We start from the raw sequence: 23659 nt of genomic DNA on the forward strand, positions 1-23659 counted from the left end.
TTAACTTGAGACACGAATACCCTGCCACGCCTGCGGCGTTCTCGGGACATTCGTGTCACAGAGTGATTCAGGTAAAACCCGAAACGCTCTATTGTGCGGCCTGACCCGTGGCAACGACATCGTGCAGATACTGGCTCAGGTCGTCGCGCAGATCGTCGCGGGCCAATGCAAAGGCCACCGTGGCTTGCAGGAAACCCGCCTTGGAGCCACAGTCAAAGCGCTGGCCATCAAACTTGTAGCCAAAGACCGGAACACCGTTGCCAATGTCTTCTGCGATCGCGTCGGTCAGCTGGATTTCGCCGCCGCTGCCTTTTTTCATCTGATTGAGGTTGTAGAGAACCGATGGTCCAAGAATATAACGCCCAATCACAGCCAGATTTGACGGAGCTTCTTCCGGTTTGGGCTTTTCGACCATGCCGCGCGTGCGCACCACGGGGCCGATATTGTCGCCCACGTCCAACACGCCATATGCGCTGGTCTTGTCGGCCGGAACCTCCATCGCGGCGACCATATTGCCGCCGGTTTCCTCATAGGCTTCGACCATTTGCTGCAGGCAGGGTTTTTCAGCTGCGATCACGTCATCGGGCAACATTACGGCAAAGGGTTCATCTCCGATCAGGCGACGGGCGCACCAGACAGCATGCCCAAGACCCAACGCCTTGTGCTGGCGGATATAGGCAATCGCGCCGCTTTCCATGTTGGTCGCGCTCAGCGTTTCCAGTAGCTGGTCTTTGCCCTTGTTCTTTAATTCCTGCTCAAGGACCAGATTGTGGTCAAAATAGTCTTCCAAAGCGGATTTGCCGCGTGAGGTGACAAAGATGAACTCGGTGATGCCGGCGGCGCGCGCCTCGTCGATGGCGTATTGCACCAGCGGACGATCAACCAGTGTCATGATCTCTTTCGGCACCGACTTTGTTGCAGGCAGGAAACGTGTTCCCAGCCCCGCGACGGGGAAGATCGCCTTTGTGACCTTGCGTGCCATATAACCTCTCAAGCTACTAAAGTAATGTTTGACAGCGTTTTTCTAACGCGCCCTCTTAGGACCTGCGGCGTGAAGTTTCAATGCCGCCGGGGTTGTGCGCTGCCGGTTCCAAAGATCGTGCCACCCCAACGGGCGAGAGTCAAAACGATCAACGGGCCGACGGCGGGACTCTGCAAGTTTTTTAGGCATTGCCATAAATTCGGGCGGATTGGGCGGCCGAAATTATGTCAGTCCAAATCTGGTCCCCCCAAAGCCCGCGAACAAGCCCCGGGGGGATAGGGCGATCAGGCCCCGTTCATGATGGTCTCTAACGGGTCATGTTCGGCCACGAAATGATCCGGTCTGATTTCGGCCAGTTGCGGCACGTAATCGGTGTCGCCATGCGCCAAACGGCTGGGCAGAAACCGCAGCGCCGCTTTGGGATCCATGGGCGAGGGCAGCTCGCCAGGCAGTTTCAGACGCTGCCGGGTCCGTTCGACATCCGGGTCGGGGATCGGCACGGCCGAGATCAACGATTTGGTGTAGGGGTGGATCGGATCAGAGCAGATCACCTCACCATCGCCCAACTCGACGATCCGGCCCAGATACAGAACCATGATCCGGTTGGACACCGCGCGCACTACGGACAGGTCGTGGCTGATGAAGATCATCGACAGCCCGAATTCCTGCTGCAACTCACGCAGCAATTCCACGATTTGCGCCTGAATCGACACGTCCAGCGCCGAGACCGCCTCATCACAGATGATCAGCTTGGGTTTGTTGATCATCGCCCGGGCGATGCCGACACGCTGGTTCTGACCGCCAGACAGCTCATGCGGGTAGCGGTTGATCATGTTGGATTTCAGCCCGACCCGCTCCATCATCTGCGCGACCATGTCCTTGCGTTCCCGATCAGTCAGATCGGGACGGTAGGTTTTCAGGGGTTCCGCGATCGAGGCCGAGATGGTCATCCGCGGATCAAGGCTGGCCAGCGGGTCCTGGAACACGATCTGCAGGTCCTTGCGGTACTTGTTGAGCTCATGGCGTTTTAGCCCGACAATGGGATGTCCCAGCCAGCTGACATTGCCCGCGCTGGGTTCGATCAGCTGCAACACGGCGCGGGCCAGCGTGGACTTGCCGCAGCCGGATTCGCCCACTACGCCCAGCGTTTCGCCCTTGCGGATGTCAAAACTGACACCATCCACGGCTTTCAGAGGCACTTTGCGCCCGAACAGCCCGCCTTTGACGTGGATCGGAAAGTGAACCTTGACGTCATCGACCTTGAGCAGCGGGTCGTCGACCTTGTCCAACGCCTTGGGCGCGTCGCCTGCATCGATGCGGGGCATCGCTTCAAGCAGGGTGCGGGTATAGGCATGCTGCGGTGCGCGGAATATTTCGCGCGTGTCTCCGGCCTCGACAAACTGACCAAGGCGCATGACCTGAATACGGTCACACATGCGGGCGACCACGCCCATGTCATGGGTGATCAGGGCAATCGCGGTGCCTTCGTCCTTTTGCAAGCGGACCATCAGGTCAAGAATGTCGGCCTGAACGGTCACGTCCAGCGCGGTTGTGGGTTCATCCGCGATCAGTAGCTTGGGATTGCACAGCATCGACATGGCGATCATCACGCGCTGACGCATGCCGCCCGACAGCTCGTGCGGATACTGATCCAGGCGCCGTTTGGCTTCGGGAATGCGGACGCGGTCCAGCCATTCCAGACAGCGTTCGCGCGCGGCAGAACCTTGCAGCCCTTCGTGTACCTGAAGCACTTCGCGCATTTGCTGCCCGATCCGCAGATGCGGGGTCAGGGCGGTCAGCGGGTCCTGAAAGATCATCCCGACGTCCGAGCCGCGGATCTTGTTCAGCCTGCCCACCGGCAGGTTCAGGATTTCCTTGCCATTCAGCATGGCCGATCCCAACGCCCGCCCCGCGGGCGGCAACAATCCCATCGCGGCCATGAAGGTCTGGCTTTTGCCGGATCCGCTTTCGCCCACGATCCCAAGACATTCGCCGGGATTGATGTCGAAACTGATGCCTTTGACGGCCTCGACCACGCCATCGGGTGTGTCGAACTGGACGCTCAGGTCTTTTATGGAAAACAGGCTCATATCAGCGATCCTTCGGGTCCAGAGCGTCACGCAAACCATCGCCGATGAAGAACATCGAGATGATGATGGCGACATAGAATGCCAGCGGGTACATCAATTGCCACAGGGTGCCATAGGCCATCGTGCCCGCCCCTTCGGCGATCAGACGCCCCAAGGATGTATAGGGTTCCGAAATGCCCAGCCCGAGGAATGAGATAAAGCTTTCGGTCAGGATCATCTCGGGCACCAGAAGCGAGGCATAGACGATCACCACCCCCAGCAGGTTGGGCAGGATGTGGCGATACATGATGGTGAATTCGCTGACACCTGCCGCCCGCGCGGCCTCGATGAACTCGCGGTTCTTCAGGGTCAGGGTCTGCCCCCGCACGATCCGCGCCATCGTTAGCCAGCCCACCGCACCCAGGGCGATGAACAGCATAAAGAACGACCGCCCGGCCACGACCAGCAGCAGGATGATGATCAGGGTTGCCGGAATCGCCAGCATGATGTCGACAAAGCGCATCATGCTGCTGTCGACCCGACCGCCGATGTAGCCCGCGGCGATGCCATAACAGGTGCCAACGATCAGTGCTGTGGCCGCCCCGATCAGACCCACCAGAAGTGAGGTCGTTGTGGCCTGAATGACGCGGCTGTAGAGGTCGCGCCCCAGATCATCGACCCCGAAAAAGTGTCCGGTTTCGATTGAGGGCATACCCATGCCCCGCACGTCGCCCATGACGTTCCAGTCGATTTCCTCGTTGCTCCAGACCGCGAAATACGGCCCGATGATCGTGAACAGCACGATCAGACCCAGTATGAAAACGCTGGCCATCGCGGCCTTGTTGCGCACAAAACGCATCCGTGCGTCTTGCCAGAGCGAGCGCCCCTGAATGACCGTGTAGTCCGTGACATCTTCGGCCAATTGGGCGGCTTTTTGTGATTTTCCTAGCATTTGCCTGCCCTCTTAGTACCGGATTTTCGGGTCGAACCAGGCATAGGCCAGGTCGGTCAGAAGGTTCACGATCACGGTCAGCGCGCCGTACAGGATGGTGACACCCAACAACACCGCATAGTCGCGCGACAGGGCGGAGCTTACATAGGATTGCCCAAGCCCTCCGGTCGAGAAATAGATGTCCACAAACACCGATCCGGTCAGCACATAGACAAAGACCGGACCCAGATACGAGACGACGGGCAACAGCGTCGGTTTCAACGCATGACGCCAGATCACGGTTCTGGTCGGCAGACCCTTGGCACGGGCGGTGCGGATGAAGTTCGAATTCAGAACCTCCAGCATCGATGACCGGGTGATCCGCGCGATGGACCCCATATAGGACGTTGCCAACGCGATGACGGGCATGATCAGGTATTGCCATTGACCCCCGTTCCAGCCGCCACCCGGCAGCCATCCCAGCCACAAGGTAAAGGTCAGGATCAGGATCGGACCCATGATGAAGTTCGGCAGCGCCTGCGCCGCGATCCCCAGACCCACGGCGAAATAGTCGATCCATGTATTGTGTTTGATCGCAGCCGCGATCCCAAGACCTACACCAATCGCGGTCGCCACCAGAAACGACAGCGAGCCATAGGTCAGCGAGATCGGAAATCCCTGTGCGATGATGTCATTGACGTCCCTATCCTTGAACTTGAAGGACGGGCCAAAGTCGAAATGCACAACGATGTTGTAGAGGTAATCCCACAACTGCTTCCACAGCGGCTGGTCCAGCCCGTAGCGCGCCTCGATATTGGCCAGCACCGCCGGCGGCAAGGGCCGTTCCGAGGTGAAAGGCCCGCCGGGCGCAGTGTGCATCAAAAAGAAACAGGCGACGATCAGCAACAGGATCGTCGGAATGGCGACCAGCAACCGCCGCAAACTATAGGTAAGCATTTCATGCCCCCGTGTTTATTGGCCCTGCCCCGGATGTGACCGGGACAGGGCGTGGTTCAAAGACGATTACTCGGCGCGTTTGTAGAGGTCTTTCGAGTACCAGTTCTGCTCGACGTTATTGATCGGCCAGTTTCCGACATCGGTGTCCATCATGTAGACGCCCGCATAGTGGTAGATCGGAATAACAGGTGTTTCCTGTGCAATGATCCGTTCAACCTCGGTGTACAGAGGGGCCGGATCGTCCGAGGTTTTGGCCTCGGCCAGCAGCTCATCGACGCGTGCATTGGCGAATTTGCCATCGTTGTAGCCGGAGTCTGACTGAAGCAGATCCAGGAACGTGGACGCTTCGTTATAGTCGCCGCACCATGCGCCACGGGCCAGATCGAAGTTCTGGTTGCCGCGCTCTTCCAGGAAAACCTTCCATTCCATGTTGGCGAGGTTGGCGTTGACGCCCAGTTTCTGCTTCCACATCTGGCTCAGCGCCACGGCGACCTTCTTGTGCGCCTCCGAGGTGTTGTAGACCATCTCAAAGCTCAGCGGATTGTCGGGGCCATAGCCTGCCTCGGCCAGCAGTTCCTTGGCCAGCTCATCGCGCTCGGGCTGGCTCATCGATGCCATTTCCACTTCGGGCACGGTGAAGTTTGCGGTGGCTTCGGGGGCAAAGGTGTAAGCTTGCGGCTGACCGCCTGCCATAACCTTTTCGGTGATGATCGCGCGGTCTACGGCCAGCGACAGCGCCTGACGGACATTGGGGTCCTTGAAGGCTTCGGGGCCGCCCTCGGACACGTTGAACGTGTAATAGTAGTTGCACAGACGGGGGAAGCTGATGGCCTCGTCCGGGTGTTCTTGCTGCAGGCGCGGGAACTGACCGGCGGGCACATCGGTGCGGTCCAGCTCACCTGCCAGATAGCGGGTCAGGGCCACGTTTTCATCGTTGATCACCAGCGCCACGACCTTGTCGAGGATGGTGTTGTCGTTGTCCCAGTACATCTCGTTGCGCTCGCGGGTCGAGCGTTCCTGCGGCAGATGCTCGGTCAGAACATAGGCGCCGTTCGAGACGATGTTTTCCGGCTTGGTCCAGGCGTTGCCGAACTCTTCGATGACCTTCTGCGGGGCAGGGAAGGTCGTGGTGTGCGTGGTCATCTGCGGGAAATAGGGCAGGGGGGTGCTCAGCTTGACCTCGAGCGTGTGATCGTCGATGGCGGTCACGCCCAGCTCATCCACCGGTTTTTCGCCTGCGATGATGGCCGAGGCGTTCTCGATCGACATCAGCTCCATGAACCATGCGTAGGGCGAGGACAGTTCGGGATCGACGGCGCGCTTCCACGCGAAGACAAAATCGCCAGCCGTCACCGGGTCGCCATTCGACCATTTGGCATCGTCACGCAGGGTGAAAGTGTAGACGTCTTTGCCGTCATTCACGGTATAGCCAGTTGCCACACCCGGCACCAGATTGCCGTCTGCATCCTGGTTCATCAGACCTTCGAACAGGTCTCGCACGATGTCGGACCCGTCCACATCCTCAACGATCTGCGGATCAAAAGACGTAGTTTCATCCAGCAGGCGATAAATAAATGTCTGGTCATCCGCCAGTGCCTCGCCGGTTTCGGGATGCGTGCCGGCGGCAAATGCGGCACCGGTAATCATGGTTGAGGCCAATAGCCCCGCCAGCGATGTTCGAATGTATTTGTTCATATTATGGAACTCCCATTTCTAAAGGTTACCCACGCGCATCCGTTCAGGATGACGGCTGGTCACCATGTTTGTCCGACCCAGAGCGAGACCGGGATAGTTTCGAATGTTGCTTTGCCAGATCGCAATGAACACCGCGTCGCAGTCTTTCCGTTTGCAGTCGGGAATGATTTGCGAAAGTTGCCTTTCACTGACGCCGAAGGTGGCATTATTTCAAAAAAGGTTAAAGCCTTTGCCTGGATATTGGCGGGCAACTGGCGAATTGTGAATGAAACATCGGGTCTGCCGAAATATAATAATGAAACTGGCGGACTTCTTGACACTTTCGTGAAGGTTGCATCTAGCGCTTGACCCCTTGGGGCGGTCTTGGCCGTCAAGATGACGCAAGGGCAGGGGCGAATCGCCGTTATTTCAGAACGCTTCTCATTCCGCTTTTGGGGAAACAGGTTGGTGTCTGGCCCGTGCCCTGTTGCCAGCGTCCGATCGATCGACGGGTTTTGTAACCCGGCAAGCCGTCGGCTCCGCCAACATCATGTCCCTGCTTTTCCAATGCCCGTTGCATCCGGGCTATATCGGACCGGTACAAAGTGCCGACACTCTCCCAAGAGGCAGAGAAATCACCGACGCCATATTGAATACGGTCGCCGACATGGCCGACGAACAACGCATAGAGATCGCTTTTGTTGTAATCTTTCAGGACGTAGAAATTTGGCGTGACGATGAAAGCCGGCCCGTGCCGCCCGGCGGGCATCATCAGGAAACCCGTCCCGGACAATTCGTGTTTCGGAAATGGCCTGCCCGATACCCGTTGCACACCCATCGCAACCCAGTCCTGTATTGGCCTGCCTTGATCCGGCCCCTCCAGCGCGCAGGACACCGATGCCGGGACCTGCACCTCAAACCCCCAATCGCGACCGGTTACCCAGCCGTGTTGCGACAGGAAATGCCCGATTGAGGCGATGGTATCCTCAGGCGATCCCCAAATGTCAGCTGCGCCGTCGCCATTGCCGTCAGTTGCATAGGTCAAGTAGTTCGAGGGCATGAATTGCGGCTGCCCCAAAGCCCCGGCCCAGCTGCTTTTCATCTTACCGGGCGGGGCATGTCCGGCCTCGGCGATTTGCAAGGCGGCGATCAGTTCATCGGTGAAATATGGCGCGCGGGTGCTCATGAACCCTTTGGTGCCCAAAACCTGAAAGGCGTTGTGGCGAATGGGCACCTGTCCGTATCCGCTCTCACGCCCCCATATCGCCAGAATGATACGGCCGGGGACACCCGTTTGCGCTTCGACCTGCGCCAGGGTGGCCGCATGGCGTCGCGCCATCTGTCGTCCGACCGAGGTCGCCCCCTGAACGGAGCCCGCGTTGAAATATCGGCCCGGCGCGCCGAATTCCGCCTGTTTCTGCCGCTTTGGCACTTGGGATGACGTGCCCGGCGGTACGAGATCGGGCAGTTTCCAGTTCAGCGTCACACCATCAAAGGCCCGGTTCATCGTTGCGCGCGAAACGCCCTTGGCTCTGGCCTGAGGCCAGACCGTGTTTTGCAGCCATACCTGAAACTGACGCTCGACCGCATCACGGTCCTGCGCATGGGCACCGGGGGACAAGCAGCAAAGGCTCAGGGCAAAGAGGATCCAACGCATCATGAAAATATGTCGCCGGTCCAGCTTGCGAAGTCAACAATCGCGCTCCGATGCTTTTGATTGCACCATTGCACCGACATGCGTAAAGGCTGTGAGATGCATTGGAAGGTGCCCCGAAAAACCCTTGTGAAAAGTCGAGACTCTGCCGATAGTTGACCGTGAAGAAGGCGGAAGAGGACAATCAGGCGTGGTCTTATTCAGACCTTCAGTGGCGTTGCTTGCAGGTGCGACAATCGCTGCTTGGACACAGATGGCAGGGGCAAGCGACAGCTTCATGGACCCGCAAGGGCCCATTGCGGCGATCCAAAGGACCCATTTGCTGCGCGCGACCCTGTTGATCATGGTTGCTGTTCTGCCCGTTCTGCTTTTGGTGCCGCTGATTGCCTGGCGCTATCGGCGGCGCAAAAGCAGCAGGGCTGCATATCGGCCTAAATGGGACTTCTCCCCAAGGTTAGAGTTTGCGATGTGGGGCGTGCCCGTCCTGATCGTGGCGATCCTGTCGTTCTACCTGTGGAAAGCCACGCACAGGCTGGACCCCTATACCGCCGATTTCGGTCAGACCCCGGCCCTGAACGTTCAGGTTGTGGGTCTGGATTGGAAATGGCTGTTCATCTACCCCGACCACGGCATCGCCACCGTTGGAGAGTTTGGGATTCCGGTCAATCAACAGGTTGCGATGACGCTGACCACGGATACTGTCATGCAGTCTTTCATGATCCCGGCGTTGGCCGGGCAAATCTATGCGATGCCCGGAATGACAACCAAGCTGCATTTGGTGGCGGATACGCCCAAAACGATGCAGGGCGAGAACACGCAATATAACGGGCGCGGCTTTACCAAGCAGAAATTCCTGACCCAGGCCATGCAGCCGCAGGATTTCGACGCCTGGGTCGAAAGCGTCCGCGCCCATGGCATCCCCTTGACGGACCAGACCTACCGGACGCTTGCCATGCGCACGGACCGCGATGAGGTGCAGGCCGCGCTTGGGACGGAACTCATGCCGCTGAACGCGCTGTACTTTACGTTGGAGGGCAGTGACCTGTTCCACTCGATCCTGCACCGGTATCATGGTGGGCAACCCCTGCCGGTCGAACAGCAACCGGGCACGGCCACATTTGGTCAGGAGGCGCAGCAATGACCGATACCGGTTTCTTTGGCCGCCTGAGCTGGGACGCGCTGCCGATTGTCGGGCTGATCCAGTCCCCCAACGCCAATGAGATCGTAGCCAATGCCGCCGGGGGTATCCTGATCCTTGGGGCAGTAGTGGTTGTGGGCTTGCTGACATGGTTTCGTCTGTGGGGGCCGCTTTGGCGTGACTGGCTGACCAGCGCGGATCACAAGAAAATCGGTATCATGTATATTGTCTTTGCCATCGTCATGCTGGCGCGCGGCGTGCTGGAAGGCGTGGTGATGCGCGCGCAACAGGCGGCGGGGCCGGGGGACGGCTTTCTTGAGGCCGAGCATTTTGCCGAGCTTTTCAGCACCCATGGCACGATCATGATCTTTTTCGTGGCGGTGCCGTTTGTATTTGGCATCGCAAACTATCTGATCCCGCTGATGATCGGCGCGCGGGATGTGGCCTTTCCGGTGATGAACCAGATCAGCCTCGGCCTGACCGTTTCAGCCGGTATGATGCTGATGGTCTCGCTTGTGGTGGGTGAGTTTTCGACCGGAGGCTGGACCGCGTACCCGCCCTATACCGGGGCGGCCTTTAATCCTGGTGTGGGGCCGGATTACTGGATCTGGGCTATTGTTGTCTCGGGCATCGGCACCACGCTGACGGGGATCAACTTTGCCGTTACGATCTACAAGCTGAGGGCACCAGGCATGGGTTTCATGCGGTTGCCGATGTATTGCTGGACGATCATCAGCAGCTCGATCCTGATTGTTTTTGCGATGCCGCCTCTGGGCGTTGCCGCGCTGATGCTGGCAGCGGACCGCTATCTGGATTTTCATTTCTTCACCAACGACCTTGGTGGCAACATGATGAACTATGCCAACCTGTTCTGGCTGTTCGGCCACCCCGAGGTCTATTTGCTGGTGCTGCCCGCCTATGGCATCTATTCCGAGGTTTTCGCCACGTTTTCGGCCAAGCGGCTGTATGGCTATACCTCGTTGGTGATTGCGACCATGTGCATTGCGGTGTTGTCCTTCACCGTCTGGCTGCACCATTTCTTTACCATGGGGCAAAGCGCACTGATCAATGCGGTGTTTGGGGTCGCCACCATGCTGATCGCGATTCCGACCGGGGTGAAGGTCTATGACTGGATGGCCACGCTGTATCGGGGGCGCATCCGGTTTTCTGTTCCGATGTTGTACGGGCTGGCGTTTCTGATGCTGTTCGTCATCGGCGGCTTGTCCGGTGTGATCCTGGCCAACCCCACAGTGGACTATCAGGTGCACAACACCCTGTTTCTTGTGGCCCATTTCCACAACGTTCTGCTGCCCGGTGTGCTGTTTGGCCTGCTCGCCGGGTATAATTACTGGTTCCCCAAAGCCTTCGGTTTTCGCCTGAACGAAACTTGGGGCCGGATCAGCGTCGTGCTCTGGACCGTGGGCTTCATGCTGACCTTCCTGCCGCTTTACTTTGTTGGGCTGATGGGGATGCCGCGCCGGTCTTTCAGTTGGGAGGACCCCAGTTTCCACCCCTATATGATCGTGGCCGTGGTGGGCGCACTTGTGATCCTTTGCGCGCTGTTGTCGGTGGTCTTTCAGCTTTGGGTCAGTATCCGAGACAGAGACAAAACCCGTGTGCCGGTGGGCGACCCTTGGGATGCACGTACGCTGGAATGGTCTACGCCTGCCCCGCCGCCGCCTTATAACTTTGCCATTATCCCTCAGATCACCGAACGCGACGATTTCGCCGCCGCGAAAGAGAGGGGGGAGGCCTATCCGAGACCCGAGGAATACGAGGATATTTCGATGCCCCGCAACACCGGGATCGGGTTCATCCTGTGCGTTCTCAGCGGGGTATGGATGTTCGCACTGGTCTGGTGGATCTGGTGGCTGGCGGCACTGACAACCGCGCTGATGCTGCTGGCCTTTATCCTGTGGACCTTCCGGCTGGATACCGAAGAGGTGATCCCGGCCGCCGAGGTGCGCAAACGGCATGAGGCGTGGCTCGATCTGGTGCACAGCGCAACGCCCGTCGACCGCGACTCTGAGACCGCGCCCGAAAACCGCGGACTGGCCCGCCCCGATCTGGAGGCGGCGACATGAAACGCGCGCCGACACATAGCTATCCGGGGATCAATCTTGGCCGCCGTCACGCCAGCGCGCATAAAGCGACCGAGGTTGTGACCTTTGGCTTCTGGGTCTTCCTGATGAGCGATCTGGTCTATTTCGGCCTGATGTTTGCCATCTACATCACCATGATCGACGCGCAGGCGGGCGGGCCGGGCCCGCATGAGCTGTTCGATCTGCACAGTATCTTTGCCCAAACCCTGATCCTGCTGACCAGCAGCCTGACGGTGGGTCTGGCCATGCTGGCGCTGAAATACAACCTGCCGCGCAGGCGGATCGTGTTGTGGTTCGGGGTCACTCTGGTTCTGGGTCTCAGCTTTCTGGTGTTGGAAATCCGCGACTTCATGGCGATGGCGGAAAAAGGCGGCATTCCTCAGCGCAGCGGGTTTCTGTCTGCCTTTTACGGCCTTGTTCCCCTGCACGGGTTGCATGTGGCGGCGGGCTGTTTGTGGTTGATTGTTCTTGGCATCCAGCTGCGTCTTTTCGGTTTGACCGATCTGCTGATGTCGCGCGTGATCCGGTTGGCGCTGTTCTGGCACTTTCTTGACCTGATCTGGATCGGCATCATAACCATCGTGTATTTCGGAGGTCTGACCTATGGATAACCGCAGCGAGATGCACCGGCGCGAGCGTCGGCGGTATATCGTCGGCTATGGCGGCTCTCTGTTACTGACGGCGGCCGTGTTTACCATTGCCTATGTCTTTGGGCTCCAGACCAAGGGCGTCTACCTGTCAATCGCCTTACTGGGTTTGGCGCAGCTGATCGTGCAGCTGGTCTATTTCCTGCATATCGACCGCCGTCGCAGCAGCCGTGAGGACCTGGATCTGGTGCTGTTTTCCACTCTGGTGATCCTCATCATCATTCTGGGAACGGTTTGGATCATGGGCAATCTGGCGGTGCGGATGCACACTTATCCGATGTAACGCCTGCGACTGTTCGCGAACGCTAAGCCGATCAAGGCCCCAGCGCCGGTCTATAGGCGGGTCAGAACCAACCCCGCCCAATACGCCAGCCAGCACAAACCCAAACTAAGCAGGATGTTCCCCGCCGCAAACAGGATCGTTCGTTCGCGCTGCAACTCTAACGACTGGTAGGCAAAGCTGGAAAACGTGGTGAACCCGCCGCAAAATCCAAAGACCAGACGCTGCTCCTGCGCAGTCAGGTCCACGGCGCCACCAAGATACCCGATCCATAGCCCTAATAGCAGGCTGCCCAGAACATTCACGATCAGGGTGGCAAAGGGCAGGCTGTGATGAACCCGCAGGGCGATCCAATGCCTCAGCACCGCGCCCAGACCGCCGCCCAGACCGAACATGGCGTGCAGGTAAAGATCGCTCATTCTGCGGACCTTTCCCGGTGCAGGCGGCGCCCGATAGCCTCACCCAAGACAGCCGCAGCCAGACCCGCGATGATCTCTGCGGTGGCGGCAGAGATTGCTGTCCAGAGATGCGTCTGGGCCATTCGGTCCAGTTCGGCAACAAAGGATGAAAAGGTGGACAACCCTCCGCAGAATCCGACGGCCCCAAGATGCAGTACATGGGCATGCACCCGGTGACGTATCGCATACAACCATCCCAGGACGAAACAGGCGATGACATTGATACCGAACGTGGCCGTCAGCACCGCGGCGCCAGGTATTTGCGCCGAGAACGCCTCGCGCAGCAGCGACCCCGCAGCGCCACCCGCAAAAACGGCAACGAACATTAACACTGTGGTGCGGACAGAGGGTCGGGTCTGTGTCACGGCCAATCATCCTGTCCTGCTTCGCCTTTGTTTTGGCATACATTTTGCCGCCCGCCGGATCAACAGCCGCCAGATTCAGACCTATTCTCACGACCCCGCCCAATTGCGTGAGGCACAGCACAAACGCTTGCAATCAAACGCTGAACTGATCCACCCTTGCACCAAGCTGGTTTGGCGCAACATTGGGAGAGCACGAAATGGTTGTACGCGGACTCTACTACTTTCTCAGTTGCATTTGCTTGCCTGTGGTCTTGCTTTTGGGGTTCTTCTGGTCACCCGCGCATTGGCTGTTGTTCATCCTGATCCCCTATGCGGTGATCGGCCTTTATGACATGCTGACCACCAAGCATAACGTGCTGAACAATTATCCGGTTCTGGGCCATTTCCGCTATATGCTGGAATTCGTCAGCCCCGAAATCCGACAGTATTTCGTGGAAACCAATGAAAATGGGCGGCCCTATAACCGGATCGTGCGCAGCCTTGTTTATTCACGTGCCAAAGGGCAGGTGGATACGCAGGCCTTTGGTACCCAATACGATATTCATACGGTGGGCTATCACCGGGCCAATCACTCGCTGGCGCCCAAGGATGTCGACGAAAGCGAAGAGCGTATCATGCTCGGCGGTCCGCAATGCACACAGCCTTACAATGCGTCCCGCCTGAACGTATCCGCCATGAGTTTCGGTGCGCTGAGTGCAAATGCCATCCGGGCGCTGAATGGCGGGGCCAAGGATGGCGGCTTTGCCCACAACACAGGCGAAGGCGGGCTTTCGCCGCACCATCTGGCCGAGGGGGGCGACATCATCTGGCAGATCGGCACCGGGTATTTTGGCTGCCGTACGTCTGAGGGCGGGTTCGACAAGGACAAGTTCGCTGAAAAGGCCAAAAAGGACGTGGTCAAAGCGATTGAGATCAAACTGTCCCAGGGGGCAAAGCCGTCCCATGGCGGCGTGCTGCCTGCTGCAAAGGTCGACAAGGAAATCGCCGAAATCCGCGGTGTTCCCGAACATCAGGACGTGATCTCTCCGCCCGTTCATTCTGCCTTTGAAGGACCAACGGGGCTGTTGCATTTCGTTCAGCACCTGCGTGAGATGTCGGAGGGCAAACCCGTTGGTTTCAAGCTCTGCATCGGCAGACCGTCCGAGTTTATGGCGATCTGCAAGGCAATGCTGGAGACGGGTATTCTGCCGGATTTCATCACCATCGATGGGGCCGAGGGCGGCACTGGCGCGGCCCCCGTTGAATTCACCAACCGTCTGGGCATGCCATTGAACGAGGCGCTGATCTTTGTGAACAACTGCCTGCGCGGTGTTGGGCTGCGCGGCAAAATCCGGGTGATTTGTTCGGGTAAAGTGGCCACAGGGTATGATCTGGTCGAGAAATTCGCGCTGGGGGCCGATATGTGCAACGCCGCGCGTGCGATGATGTTTGCCGTGGGCTGCATCCAGGCCCTGCATTGCAACACAAACCGGTGCCCCTCAGGCGTGGCAACCCAGGACCCGATAAGGGGCCGCGCGGTGAATGTGCCGCAAAAACGCAAACGCGTGCATCGCTATCATGACGCGACATTGGAAAGCTTTCGCGAGCTTTTGGGCGCAATGGGTAAAGAAAAAGTGGCAGAACTGCATCCGGGCGATATCCGCCGCCGTACGGCGGATGAGCGGGAATGGTCGTATGCCGAGCTTTACACCTTAATCGACACCGGCGCTTTGCTGTCCGACACGGTGCCCGAGGCGTTTGCGGCCGATTGGAAAATGGCCTCGGCCACGCATTTCTGATGAGGTGACGGGCAGGCCAAGGTCAGAATTGGCGTGGGTTGTTCGCCGCATGGGTGTTGATCTTGCGGATACTCCACTCGACCGAGTCGCGCATTGTTCTGCCCAGGGCCTCATCAAAAGCATTGACCAAATCGGGCGTTTGGTCGCTGGGAGAGATGACATATTCGCGGAAGGAATCCGAGGCGATGATCTTGTCTTCGAACTCATCGATAATCTTGATGTTGATCCGCACCTCGACACGGATGGTCTGGTTGCCGTTCTCATCGCTGATCAATTGGCCCTGAAATTCTCGCAAATCCGGGGCGATCACATAGTCTGCACGCAGCCCGACCGTTGAGCGCCCGACGGCCGCTACTTTGCCGCTGTTTTCATAGCTTTCCACCATCAGGGCCTGAACGATCAACGGCGCCCGGTCCACCCAGCGGGCGCGGGGCAGGTACTGAACCTGCAATGGTGTGGGCTGAATGGCGATCTGGTCGGTGTTCACCGCGGCTGTCGCCGTCGGCTCTTGCACGACGATCTGCTTTTTGACCTGCGGCAGTGACGAGGAAAACGTACTTTTCGGTGTCAAAAGATACAGGTCGTTCGGCTTGGAGGCCTGCCGCAGCGTTCCCAGACCCGCACAGCCCCCCAAGGTTGCCAGGGCGAGACCCAAAAGAAAAAACCTGATCATTGGCGAAACTCCGATGCTTGCGTTCCAAGTAGGAAGCGCGCGGGATCACGTTCGACCTTGTCGACCAGCCGGTCCAGACTGATGACAAGACGTTGGGATTCTTCGATGAACCGGACGAATTGCGGCAGACCCACACGCAGGAAATCCGACATTTGCCGGCGGTTATCCTGCACGATCCCGTCGATGGTTCCCAGCAGTTCCGAGGCTGACTTGGATGCGTTGAGAATATCAGCCGAGATGTCGTCAATCCGGGCCGTGACGTTCTTGACGGTCGAAGATACCTCATTTGCGGCGGTGCGAATGTCATTCATCACCGCGCCGATATCTTCGTTGATCACCTTGTTGGCCGAGTCAAACGCGCGTTCAGCCGAGGTTAGCGTGCCCTTGGCGGTCTCCATCGCGCCGGTGATCGAGCCGAGCGTCTTGTTGGCGTTCAGGAACGTCTCGGAAATTGTGGCAATTGCCACATCCGCCTCACCGGACAGGCTATTCAGATTGTCTGCCAAAGTCCCCACCTTGTCGATCACGGGGCGGATGTCCTGCTGAATGACGCGTTCTGCTGTTTCAATGGTGGTATTGGCGCTGTTCAGTGCCGTTGTTGCGGCCTCTGAGGCTGTCTTTACGCTTTTCAGCGTATCGGTGCCGGTGGTCAGTGTCGTTTCCGCTGTATCCGCCAACTGATCCAGACGATCGGTGAAATCGCCCAGTTTTTTGGCGGCCCCCCCCAAATCCGTCGAGAGGTTCTCAAAATCCGTAAGTGTTTTGTTCAGCTTGCCCGAGGCCGAGGCGACGTTGTCCAGAATGTCACTGACAGCCTGTCGGTTCTTATCGTCCACAACCGCGTTGAGGTTTTGCAGCAGCGTGACCGCCTCATCCAGCACTTTCGGTGCACCTTCGAACAGGGACTGGATTGTGCTGCGTTTGCTTTTGATCACGCTGTTCTGTTCCAGACGCTTTCCGCTGGAGGACCCGCCCGACAATTCGACATAGCTGACGCCTGTGACGCCCAGCGATTGCAACTGGGCGATGGTGTCTTCGGTCACGGGAATGTCGGCGTCGACCTCAATCTTTACCCGCACCTTGGACGGGTCATCGTCATCCAGAGTCAGCGAGATGACCTGCCCAACGGGCAGGCCGTTATAGCTGACACCGGCCGCCGCCGACAGGCCAGACACATTGTCGAACAAAACATCGTAATAGGCGTATTGGCGCGACACTTCGAATTTCGCGAGCCAGAGGAAAAAGCCGAACACACCCAGAATACCCGCAAGGGTGAATGCGCCGATCAGGATATAGTTTGCTCGGGTTTCCATGGCCTCTACCTGTCTTACCCCTTCTCTTGCGCCGCACGCGCCCGGGGGCCGGTGAAGTATTCCTGCACCCAAGGATGATCGACTTTGGTCATTTCTTCAATCGGTCCTTCAACCAGAACGCGTTTTTCTGCAAGCACTGCGACCCGGTCGCAAATGGCGTAAAGGCTATCCAGGTCATGCGTGACCATGAACACGGTCAGACCCAGGGCCTGCTGCAGCTCACCGATCAGGTCGTCATAGGCCGCTGCGCCGATCGGATCCAAACCGGCGGTAGGTTCGTCCAGAAACACGATCTCGGGGTCCAGTGCCAGCGCGCGGGCCAGCGCGGCACGCTTGCGCATGCCTCCCGACAGTTCCGAGGGGAACTTGCCACAACTCAGCTGTGGCAGGCCCACAAGGCTGATCTTGAGACTGCCCAAGGCGCACATCAGTTTTTCGCTGATGCCGGTATGTTCGCGCAGCGGGGCCATGACGTTCTGCAACACCGTCAGCGACGAAAACAGCGCTCCGTCCTGAAACGCAACGCCCCAGCGTTTTTCGATGCGCCGTCGTTCTTCCTCGGGGCCGTTGAGCACATCGACGCCCAGCACTTCGATACTGCCGGCAGCGGGTTTGTTCAGCCCCACAATCGTCCGCAGCAGGACCGATTTTCCGGTGCCCGAGCCGCCCACGATGCCCAGCACCTCACCCCTCCAAACATCAAGGTTGAGGTTCTGGTGCACCACCTGCGGTCCAAACTGGTTGGTCAGGTTGCGCACGCGGATCACCGCCTCGCGTTGCGCGGCGGTGTCTGCGGTCTGTTCCAGCACGGTTCCGTCCATGTCAGACCTCCAGCACCGAGAAGAAGATCGAGAACAGCGCATCCAGCGCGATCACCATGAAAATCGCCTGCACAACCGAGGCCGTGGTTCTTTGGCCCACGCTCTGGGCCGAGCCTTTGACTTGCATCGCCTGCCAACAGGCGATCACGCCAATCACCAGCGCAAAGAAGGGGGCTTTGATCATGCCAATGGCAAAATGCCAGATCCCCGTGCTTTCCTTCAGGCGGGTGACGAACATGCCGGGGCTGATGTCCAGATCGATCCAGCTCATCAGACCGCCACCGATCAGGGCGGACATGTCGGCGATAAACCCAAGGATAGGCAGCATGATCAACAAGGCCACGACGCGCGGGATTACCAGCACCTCAACCGGGTCCAGACCCAGCGTGCGCATGGCGTCGATCTCTTCCTGCACCTTCATCGACCCGATCGAGGCCGTAAAGGCCGACCCGGACCGGCCCGCAACGATGATCGCTGTCAGCAAAATCCCTAGCTCGCGCAGTACTGAGATCGAAATCAGCTCGACCACAAAAATCTCGGCCCCGAACTGTTTCAGCTGAGTGGCCCCCTGAAAGGCCAGAACGACACCGATCAGGAACCCCATCAGGGCGACAATCGGAATGGCTTTGAACCCCACCTCTTCCATCTGAGAGACCAGTGCCGCCTTACGCAGCCGCCATGGCATCACGATGGTCCGGCCCAGCCGGTGCAATGTCAGCCCCAAAAACCCAAGGATGGACAGCGTGTCCTTCCAGCCGCCAACCGTACGGGCGCCGACACTGGCGACCCAATCCACAAAGCTGCGGGGTTCGGCCGGGGTTCCGGGGTCCTCGGGAATGTTGCGCGACACGGTGTCCAACAGGGCAGATTGCGCCGGGTTCAACCCTTTGAACTGCACCTCGGCCCCTGCAGCCCGCGCCCGCTGTGCCAGATCGGCCACCAGCCATGCACCACCAGTGTCCATTGCTTCGACCTCTGACAGGTCGAGCGTGACAGTCCCGCCTTTGGGCTGCACGCTGGCAAAGGCGTGCTCGACACGTTCCAGAGACTGCGTCAGCATCTCGCCCGAAATGCGCAGGCAAAGGCCGTTTGCGTCATCATCCGGGTGTATCATGGGCTGCGTCATGGCCGTATGTGAGGGGAAACCGCGTTGCGCTGCAACGGGTTTTTGCAGATTGCCGGGAAATTGCCCGCGTACAATAGCGGTGGTGTGACAAATTGGGTTCGCCAGCCGGATATTCGATGGTCTACCATAATCATTCCAGCGTTTTCCGGGTGTTACACTGTGATCGGCGCTTACAATGCGACACTATGAAAAGGTTGCCCGAACGCACAAAGCAGGCCAAAGATCGCAGCAGAAACGGTTTTCTGAAATCAGGGTCGATCATATGCAAAAGCCCGGAAATGTTCTGTTTATCATCATTGATCAATTACGGGCCGATTGCCTGAAAGGGGCTTTGGCGGACCATGTCGATCTGCCGAACCTGCGGGCCTTTATGTCCGAGGCGGTGACGTTCGATCGGCATTTCTCGGTCACCAATCCCTGCGGGCCGTCGCGCGCGTCGATTCTGACCGGCCAATATGCGATGAATCACAGGTCTGTTCGGAACGGCACGCCTTTGCGCCACGATGCGCCGACCATCGCCAGCGAGATGCGCAAGGCCGGTTATCTGCCGATGCTGTTCGGGTACACGGACACCTCTGCCGACCCGCGCGCCTATGATGCGGGTGATCCGATCCTGAAATCCTATGAATCTCCGATGGCCGGGTTTCACGAGGTTGTCGAGATGCGGCTTGAGGAATCCTATCCCTGGCGGTCCCACCTGATGCGGCAGGGTTATGAGTTTGGCGAATACTGGGATGTCTTCAAACCGGTCTCGCCAACGGGGGCAACGCCCCGGCTGAACGATCCCGCCCTCTACCGCGCCGAAGACAGCGATACCGCGTTTCTGACCGATGCGTTCCTGAACAGCATGGCTGCCTTCGCGGATCAGAACTGGTTTGCCCATCTGACCTATATCCGGCCGCACCCCCCGCTGGTGGCCCCGGCCCCCTATAACGATATGTACGATCCTGCGGGTCTGCCTCTGCCAACCGCCTTTGAACAGGCCGCAGAAGAACGCGCGCAGCATCCGTTTCATGGGCCCGCAATGGATAAGCAAACCGCGTCGGGTTTTGTGGAAGGGTTTGATCAGGTCGAACCCACGCCGGAAAATCTGCGTACCTTGCGCGCGATCTATTTGGGGCTGGCGACCGAAGTGGATCATCACGTGGGTCGGGTTGTGCAATTCCTGAAAGACAGCGGCCAGTATGATGACACCCTGCTTGTCATCACCGCAGATCACGGAGAGATGCTGGGCGACCATCACATATGGGGCAAAATGTCGGTCTATGACGCCGCCTATCACACGCCGCTGATGATCCGCATGCCCGGCAATCAGGACAGGGCGGGCGCGGTGATCTCGGCCCCGACCGAGTCGATCGACATCACCCCCACAATTCTGGACTGGGCCGGGATTGCGATCCCGAATGCCATGGATGGCCGCTCATTGATCCCCTTGTTGCAAGGGAACCCCCCCGACGATTGGCGCAGCTATTCGTTCAGCGAGCTGGATTTTGGCTCACCGGAAAGGCCAAGCCTCTGGCAACAGGAACTTGGAACCGGCCACAGCGACTCGTGTCTGGGCATTCTGCGTGACGACCGCTTTACACTGGTCGAGTTTGCCGCTGACCTGCCGCCCCTTCTGTTTGATCATCAGGGAAAGGGTGAGCTGGAAAACGTCGCCGCCAACCCCGATTATGCCACCGATCTTGCCCGGCTGGGGCGCAAAATGTTGCGCCACCGAATGCGGAACATGGATCACACCCTGTCGCTGCATTCGATCACCGCGCAGGGGCCGGTGTCGAAACCCCGGTATTGATCGGTACGGGTTGCCATGTGTCGCGCCTTTGCCCTCTACACCTGTGACAGATCAGGTGCTAGGCATATGGGGCAGAGAGGGCGCCTTTGGACATAACCGAACAGCATGTAAAAGAGATGACAACCGCCGGTCTGAACCTGATCGGACAGGCGCTGTCGATCTATGACAGCAAGTTGCGGCTTGTGGTCAGCAACCGGCCGTTCCAAACGATGTTTGACCTGCCCGATGATCTGGTCCGCCCGGGCGCGCTGTTCAAGGACACAATCCGATACCTGGCGGAACGGGGCGAATATGGCACGGATGCCGATGCCGATGAGATCGTCGCCCTGCGGGTGCAACAGGCCCTGACGTTCGAGCCGCACTACATGGAACGTCTGCGCGCAGATGGCCGGGTTATCTCGGTCGAGGGTGCGCCGCTGCCCAAAGGGGGCTGGGTCTCGGTCTATACCGACATCACCAACACCAAACAGGCCGAGGCCCTGCTGCGCGCCCGGTCCGAGGAATTGTCCGGTCAGCTTCTGGACCGCGCCGAAGAGCTTTCGGCCACCAACCGGCAACTGGCAGCCGCCAATGCCGCGCTGGAAGAGGCCAAGCGCCAATTGACCGAGATCGAAGCCCGCACCCGCATGACGACCGAGATGATGCCGGCCCATATCGCCCATCTGGACCGGAACGGGCGGTATGATTATTCGAACCGCAGGCTCAGTTCCGTCATGCCGGGCCGGCCCTCGGACATTCTGGGCATGCATATCTCTCAGGCGCTGGGGGCTTCGGCCTTTACGCGGGTCGAGCCGCATTTGCAGAAGGCTTATGATGGCGAAGCCTCGGTATTCGAATTTACCGAGGATCAGGATTCCCGCCGTCTTCGTGTGTCGTTCTCATCCGATGGAGAGGGCGGGGTGTATGTCCTGTCTGTTGACATCACCGAGGAAACGCAGGCCCGCGTTGCTTTGCAACAGACCCGGCGAAGGGCGATGGCGGCGCAGATGACCAGTGGGATCGCGCATGATTTCTCGAACCTGCTGACAATCATACTGGGCATGCAGTCGCGTCTGGACAAGATGACCCTGCCTGAGGAGGCCCGCGAACTGGTGGCCGCAACCCAACAAACAGCCCGGCGCGGCGGTCAGTTGTTGAACCGGATCGCGGACATGACCGGAAACCGCACCTTTCAGCCCAAGGCGACCGATATGAAAGGCTTGCTGGAGGATTTGCGCATTCTCGCCTCGCCTTCTTTGCCGCGCGGCGTAGGCCTGTCCGTGGTCAATACGTTGCCCGACAAACCCCTGATGCTGGATCCAGGGATGGTACAGGACGCGCTATTGAATTTGGTGCTGAATGCGCGTGACGCCTGTGGTGCAACGGGCCAGATCACGATCAGCGCCCATAAGATTGGTGATATCTGGGTTGAGATCGCGGTTTCAGACACTGGATCGGGGTTTGCCAAAGAAGCCCTGGAAAAGGCGCTGAACCCGTTTTTCACCACCAAGGGCAGCCAGGGATCGGGGCTGGGTCTGCCCATGGTTTACGACACCGTGAAACTGGCGGGCGGCGATCTGAGCCTGCGTAACAACCCCCTCGGTGCAACCGTGGCTATGCGCTTGCCTTACCGTCCGGCCCGCGCGGTCCGGCAGGGTCTTGTTTTGCTGGTCGAGGACAATGAAGACCTGCGGGGACAGTTCCGCGATATGCTGGTAGACATCGGATTTTCGGTGATTGAAGCGACCTCGGCCGACGAGGCGCTGGCCCTGACCGCCGATATTGAGGACATCGCCCTTGTGCTGTCGGACATTCGGTTGGAGGGGCAGGGGACCGGGCTGGACCTGCTGGCACAGCTCAAGCCGGCGCTGCCGCGCGTTCTGATGACCTCATTGCCCTTGTCTGACCCGCTGCACCAGCAGGCGCTGACGCTGGCTCCGGTGCTGCGCAAACCGTTTACCCAAGCGCAGCTTTCTGCCGTCATCCAAGCCGAGGCCGCCTGATGTCCGATCCCCTGGTCACCATTGTCGATGATGAGCCCGAAATCAGACGTGTTCTGACCGATGCGCTGGAGGATGCCGGGTTTCGCACCCAAAGCTTTGCCCGCGCGCGGGAATTCGAAGCGGCGTTAAAACGTGTGACACCCGATGTCTGCCTTGTAGACCTGTCTCTGCCAGACACCGATGGCCTGGCCCTTGTCCACCGTCTGGCGCTTGAACAGGGCGCGGCGGTGATCATTATCTCGGGGCGCGCGCAGGTTCAGGATCGCGTCACGGGGCTGGAACTTGGTGCCGACGATTACATCACCAAGCCGTTCGACCCGGCCGAAGTGGTTGCCCGCATCCGTGCCAGGCTACGTGCGCCACGCATTCAAATGTCACAGTCTGACGTGGCCGGATTCAACGGGTGGACAGCCTATTTCGACAGGTATTTTCTGATTGATGGCACCGGTCAGGAAACACCATTCAGCCACGCGGAAGGCGAAGTATTGCGCCTGTTTCTGGAAAGCCCAAAACGCCTGATCAGTCGCGCCCAGATGCAAGAGGCATTGGGTGGCGCGGCAGGCGAAAGCTTTGACCGGGCGATGGATGTGCGCATTTCGCGTTTGCGCACGAAACTGGGCGAAGACCCCAAGAATCCGCGCCTGATCAAGACAATATACGGGGCCGGGTATATCTTTCTGGGGGATGTCGAGTGGCAATAATGCGCCTATCTTTGGCGAGATAATGAAAGGGTTTCGGTGCCCTCATCCTTAAATTATATCTTGGATACATAATGTTAAGTAGAAAAATTGCCGAAAGCTTAAAGACCTGATGTCAGGGGCGACACAATGCCCTGATTATCTGCGTTCAACCTATGGATTCTTGGGGTGGTCAGGAATAACTAACATCATCACTTCTGATCTATACTTAGCGGT

General features: G+C 58.7%; 21 protein-coding genes. 9 read left to right on the forward strand and 12 right to left on the reverse strand.

Features of this window, described 5'->3' with window-relative positions; all coding sequences use genetic code 11:
- Positions 1–88: 88 nt before the first annotated feature.
- The 5 genes from galU to ACRZ94_RS12950 form a co-directional block, all read right to left on the reverse strand.
- Complete coding sequence (galU, locus tag ACRZ94_RS12930) at positions 89–982, reverse strand: UTP--glucose-1-phosphate uridylyltransferase GalU (RefSeq protein ID WP_480653942.1); 894 nt, start codon at positions 980–982, stop codon at positions 89–91.
- Positions 983–1266: 284 nt separating this feature from the next.
- Positions 1267–3072: an ABC transporter ATP-binding protein gene (locus ACRZ94_RS12935; protein WP_480797514.1), complete on the reverse strand. Its 1806-nt coding sequence runs from the start codon at positions 3070–3072 to the stop codon at positions 1267–1269.
- A 1-nt stretch (position 3073) separates the two neighbouring features.
- A complete protein-coding gene (locus ACRZ94_RS12940; protein ID WP_480797515.1) occupies positions 3074–4003 on the reverse strand; it encodes an ABC transporter permease subunit in 930 nt (309 codons plus the stop codon).
- Between the two features lie 12 nt (positions 4004–4015).
- Positions 4016–4939 (reverse strand): oligopeptide ABC transporter permease OppB, encoded by a 924-nt coding sequence (gene oppB / locus ACRZ94_RS12945; RefSeq protein WP_480797516.1) that lies wholly within the window; start codon positions 4937–4939, stop codon positions 4016–4018.
- Positions 4940–5005: 66 nt separating this feature from the next.
- Positions 5006–6634 carry a peptide ABC transporter substrate-binding protein gene (locus tag ACRZ94_RS12950; RefSeq protein WP_480653950.1) on the reverse strand — a complete coding sequence of 543 codons (1629 nt, stop codon included), beginning with the start codon at positions 6632–6634 and terminating at the stop codon, positions 5006–5008.
- A 111-nt stretch (positions 6635–6745) separates the two neighbouring features.
- Between ACRZ94_RS12950 and ACRZ94_RS12955 the strand changes: the two genes are divergently transcribed.
- Positions 6746–6982, forward strand: a complete 237-nt coding sequence (locus ACRZ94_RS12955) for a hypothetical protein (RefSeq protein WP_480797517.1) — start codon at positions 6746–6748, stop codon at positions 6980–6982.
- Positions 6983–7037: 55 nt separating this feature from the next.
- Here ACRZ94_RS12955 and ACRZ94_RS12960 read toward each other — a convergent pair whose 3' ends face one another.
- The gene (locus ACRZ94_RS12960; RefSeq protein ID WP_480653954.1) at positions 7038–8270 is read right to left on the reverse strand and encodes a lytic murein transglycosylase; all 1233 of its coding nucleotides are present in this window, start codon (positions 8268–8270) and stop codon (positions 7038–7040) included.
- A gap of 250 nt (positions 8271–8520) precedes the next feature.
- Between ACRZ94_RS12960 and ACRZ94_RS12965 the strand changes: the two genes are divergently transcribed.
- The 4 genes from ACRZ94_RS12965 to ACRZ94_RS12980 are packed head-to-tail and all read left to right on the forward strand — an operon-like array spanning position 8521 to position 12437.
- The gene (locus ACRZ94_RS12965) at positions 8521–9408 is read left to right on the forward strand and encodes a cytochrome ubiquinol oxidase subunit II family protein (protein WP_480653955.1); all 888 of its coding nucleotides are present in this window, start codon (positions 8521–8523) and stop codon (positions 9406–9408) included.
- Complete coding sequence (locus tag ACRZ94_RS12970; RefSeq protein ID WP_480653957.1) at positions 9405–11489, forward strand: cbb3-type cytochrome c oxidase subunit I; 2085 nt, start codon at positions 9405–9407, stop codon at positions 11487–11489. Before ACRZ94_RS12965 ends, ACRZ94_RS12970 begins: the two co-directional genes overlap by 4 nt.
- Positions 11486–12118, forward strand: coding sequence for a cytochrome c oxidase subunit 3 (locus ACRZ94_RS12975; protein WP_480653959.1), 633 nt, complete (start codon positions 11486–11488; stop codon positions 12116–12118). Before ACRZ94_RS12970 ends, ACRZ94_RS12975 begins: the two co-directional genes overlap by 4 nt.
- Positions 12111–12437, forward strand: coding sequence for a cytochrome o ubiquinol oxidase subunit IV (locus tag ACRZ94_RS12980; protein WP_480653961.1), 327 nt, complete (start codon positions 12111–12113; stop codon positions 12435–12437). Before ACRZ94_RS12975 ends, ACRZ94_RS12980 begins: the two co-directional genes overlap by 8 nt.
- Before the next feature lie 50 nt (positions 12438–12487).
- Here the strand turns inward: ACRZ94_RS12980 and ACRZ94_RS12985 are convergent, their stop codons facing one another.
- Positions 12488–12853, reverse strand: coding sequence for a fluoride efflux transporter FluC (locus tag ACRZ94_RS12985; RefSeq protein ID WP_480653963.1), 366 nt, complete (start codon positions 12851–12853; stop codon positions 12488–12490).
- Positions 12850–13257 carry a fluoride efflux transporter FluC gene (locus ACRZ94_RS12990; RefSeq protein ID WP_480653965.1) on the reverse strand — a complete coding sequence of 136 codons (408 nt, stop codon included), beginning with the start codon at positions 13255–13257 and terminating at the stop codon, positions 12850–12852. Before ACRZ94_RS12990 ends, ACRZ94_RS12985 begins: the two co-directional genes overlap by 4 nt.
- A 197-nt stretch (positions 13258–13454) precedes the next feature.
- On the opposite strand from ACRZ94_RS12990, the gene ACRZ94_RS12995 reads away from it, so the two are divergent.
- A complete protein-coding gene (locus ACRZ94_RS12995) occupies positions 13455–15035 on the forward strand; it encodes an FMN-binding glutamate synthase family protein (protein WP_480797518.1) in 1581 nt (526 codons plus the stop codon).
- A 22-nt stretch (positions 15036–15057) separates the two neighbouring features.
- On the opposite strand, the gene ACRZ94_RS13000 is transcribed toward ACRZ94_RS12995, so the two are convergent.
- The 4 genes from ACRZ94_RS13000 to ACRZ94_RS13015 are packed head-to-tail and all read right to left on the reverse strand — an operon-like array spanning position 15058 to position 18956.
- Positions 15058–15708, reverse strand: coding sequence for an ABC-type transport auxiliary lipoprotein family protein (locus ACRZ94_RS13000; RefSeq protein WP_480653969.1), 651 nt, complete (start codon positions 15706–15708; stop codon positions 15058–15060).
- Complete coding sequence (locus ACRZ94_RS13005; RefSeq protein ID WP_480653971.1) at positions 15705–17021, reverse strand: MlaD family protein; 1317 nt, start codon at positions 17019–17021, stop codon at positions 15705–15707. The genes ACRZ94_RS13000 and ACRZ94_RS13005 overlap by 4 nt, the downstream gene beginning before the upstream one ends.
- A gap of 14 nt (positions 17022–17035) precedes the next feature.
- Positions 17036–17842 (reverse strand): ABC transporter ATP-binding protein, encoded by an 807-nt coding sequence (locus ACRZ94_RS13010; protein WP_480653973.1) that lies wholly within the window; start codon positions 17840–17842, stop codon positions 17036–17038.
- 1 nt (position 17843) lies between these two features.
- Positions 17844–18956 (reverse strand): ABC transporter permease, encoded by a 1113-nt coding sequence (locus ACRZ94_RS13015; protein WP_480797519.1) that lies wholly within the window; start codon positions 18954–18956, stop codon positions 17844–17846.
- 274 nt (positions 18957–19230) lie between these two features.
- On the opposite strand from ACRZ94_RS13015, the gene ACRZ94_RS13020 reads away from it, so the two are divergent.
- The 3 genes from ACRZ94_RS13020 to ACRZ94_RS13030 all read left to right on the forward strand — a co-directional run bounded on the left by ACRZ94_RS13020 (position 19231) and on the right by ACRZ94_RS13030 (position 23446).
- Entirely contained in the window at positions 19231–20763 is a 1533-nt protein-coding gene (locus ACRZ94_RS13020) for a sulfatase-like hydrolase/transferase (RefSeq protein WP_480797520.1), read from the forward strand.
- 116 nt (positions 20764–20879) lie between these two features.
- A complete protein-coding gene (locus ACRZ94_RS13025; protein WP_480653979.1) occupies positions 20880–22745 on the forward strand; it encodes a PAS-domain containing protein in 1866 nt (621 codons plus the stop codon).
- The gene (locus ACRZ94_RS13030; RefSeq protein ID WP_480653981.1) at positions 22745–23446 is read left to right on the forward strand and encodes a response regulator transcription factor; all 702 of its coding nucleotides are present in this window, start codon (positions 22745–22747) and stop codon (positions 23444–23446) included. Before ACRZ94_RS13025 ends, ACRZ94_RS13030 begins: the two co-directional genes overlap by 1 nt.
- Positions 23447–23659: the final 213 nt, after the last annotated feature.

The organism is Ruegeria sp. CH10, from assembly GCF_056537125.1.

Excerpts from the sequence above, each read along its gene's own strand:
- ACRZ94_RS12995 (WP_480797518.1), top strand. The coding sequence starts at position 13,455 with ATGGTTGTACGCGGACTCTACTACTTTCTCAGTTGCATTTGCTTGCCT.
- ACRZ94_RS13005 (WP_480653971.1), bottom strand. The coding sequence starts at position 17,021 with ATGGAAACCCGAGCAAACTATATCCTGATCGGCGCATTCACCCTTGCG.
- ACRZ94_RS12940 (WP_480797515.1), bottom strand. The coding sequence starts at position 4,003 with ATGCTAGGAAAATCACAAAAAGCCGCCCAATTGGCCGAAGATGTCACG.
- ACRZ94_RS13025 (WP_480653979.1), top strand. The coding sequence starts at position 20,880 with ATGACAACCGCCGGTCTGAACCTGATCGGACAGGCGCTGTCGATCTAT.
- ACRZ94_RS12960 (WP_480653954.1), bottom strand. The coding sequence starts at position 8,270 with ATGCGTTGGATCCTCTTTGCCCTGAGCCTTTGCTGCTTGTCCCCCGGT.
- galU (WP_480653942.1), bottom strand. The coding sequence starts at position 982 with ATGGCACGCAAGGTCACAAAGGCGATCTTCCCCGTCGCGGGGCTGGGA.
- ACRZ94_RS12965 (WP_480653955.1), top strand. The coding sequence starts at position 8,521 with ATGGCAGGGGCAAGCGACAGCTTCATGGACCCGCAAGGGCCCATTGCG.
- ACRZ94_RS13010 (WP_480653973.1), bottom strand. The coding sequence starts at position 17,842 with ATGGACGGAACCGTGCTGGAACAGACCGCAGACACCGCCGCGCAACGC.
- ACRZ94_RS12975 (WP_480653959.1), top strand. The coding sequence starts at position 11,486 with ATGAAACGCGCGCCGACACATAGCTATCCGGGGATCAATCTTGGCCGC.
- ACRZ94_RS12970 (WP_480653957.1), top strand. The coding sequence starts at position 9,405 with ATGACCGATACCGGTTTCTTTGGCCGCCTGAGCTGGGACGCGCTGCCG.
- ACRZ94_RS13030 (WP_480653981.1), top strand. The coding sequence starts at position 22,745 with ATGTCCGATCCCCTGGTCACCATTGTCGATGATGAGCCCGAAATCAGA.
- ACRZ94_RS13015 (WP_480797519.1), bottom strand. The coding sequence starts at position 18,956 with ATGATACACCCGGATGATGACGCAAACGGCCTTTGCCTGCGCATTTCG.
- ACRZ94_RS12985 (WP_480653963.1), bottom strand. The coding sequence starts at position 12,853 with ATGAGCGATCTTTACCTGCACGCCATGTTCGGTCTGGGCGGCGGTCTG.
- ACRZ94_RS13020 (WP_480797520.1), top strand. The coding sequence starts at position 19,231 with ATGCAAAAGCCCGGAAATGTTCTGTTTATCATCATTGATCAATTACGG.
- oppB (WP_480797516.1), bottom strand. The coding sequence starts at position 4,939 with ATGCTTACCTATAGTTTGCGGCGGTTGCTGGTCGCCATTCCGACGATC.
- ACRZ94_RS12950 (WP_480653950.1), bottom strand. The coding sequence starts at position 6,634 with ATGAACAAATACATTCGAACATCGCTGGCGGGGCTATTGGCCTCAACC.
- ACRZ94_RS12935 (WP_480797514.1), bottom strand. The coding sequence starts at position 3,072 with ATGAGCCTGTTTTCCATAAAAGACCTGAGCGTCCAGTTCGACACACCC.
- ACRZ94_RS13000 (WP_480653969.1), bottom strand. The coding sequence starts at position 15,708 with ATGATCAGGTTTTTTCTTTTGGGTCTCGCCCTGGCAACCTTGGGGGGC.
- ACRZ94_RS12980 (WP_480653961.1), top strand. The coding sequence starts at position 12,111 with ATGGATAACCGCAGCGAGATGCACCGGCGCGAGCGTCGGCGGTATATC.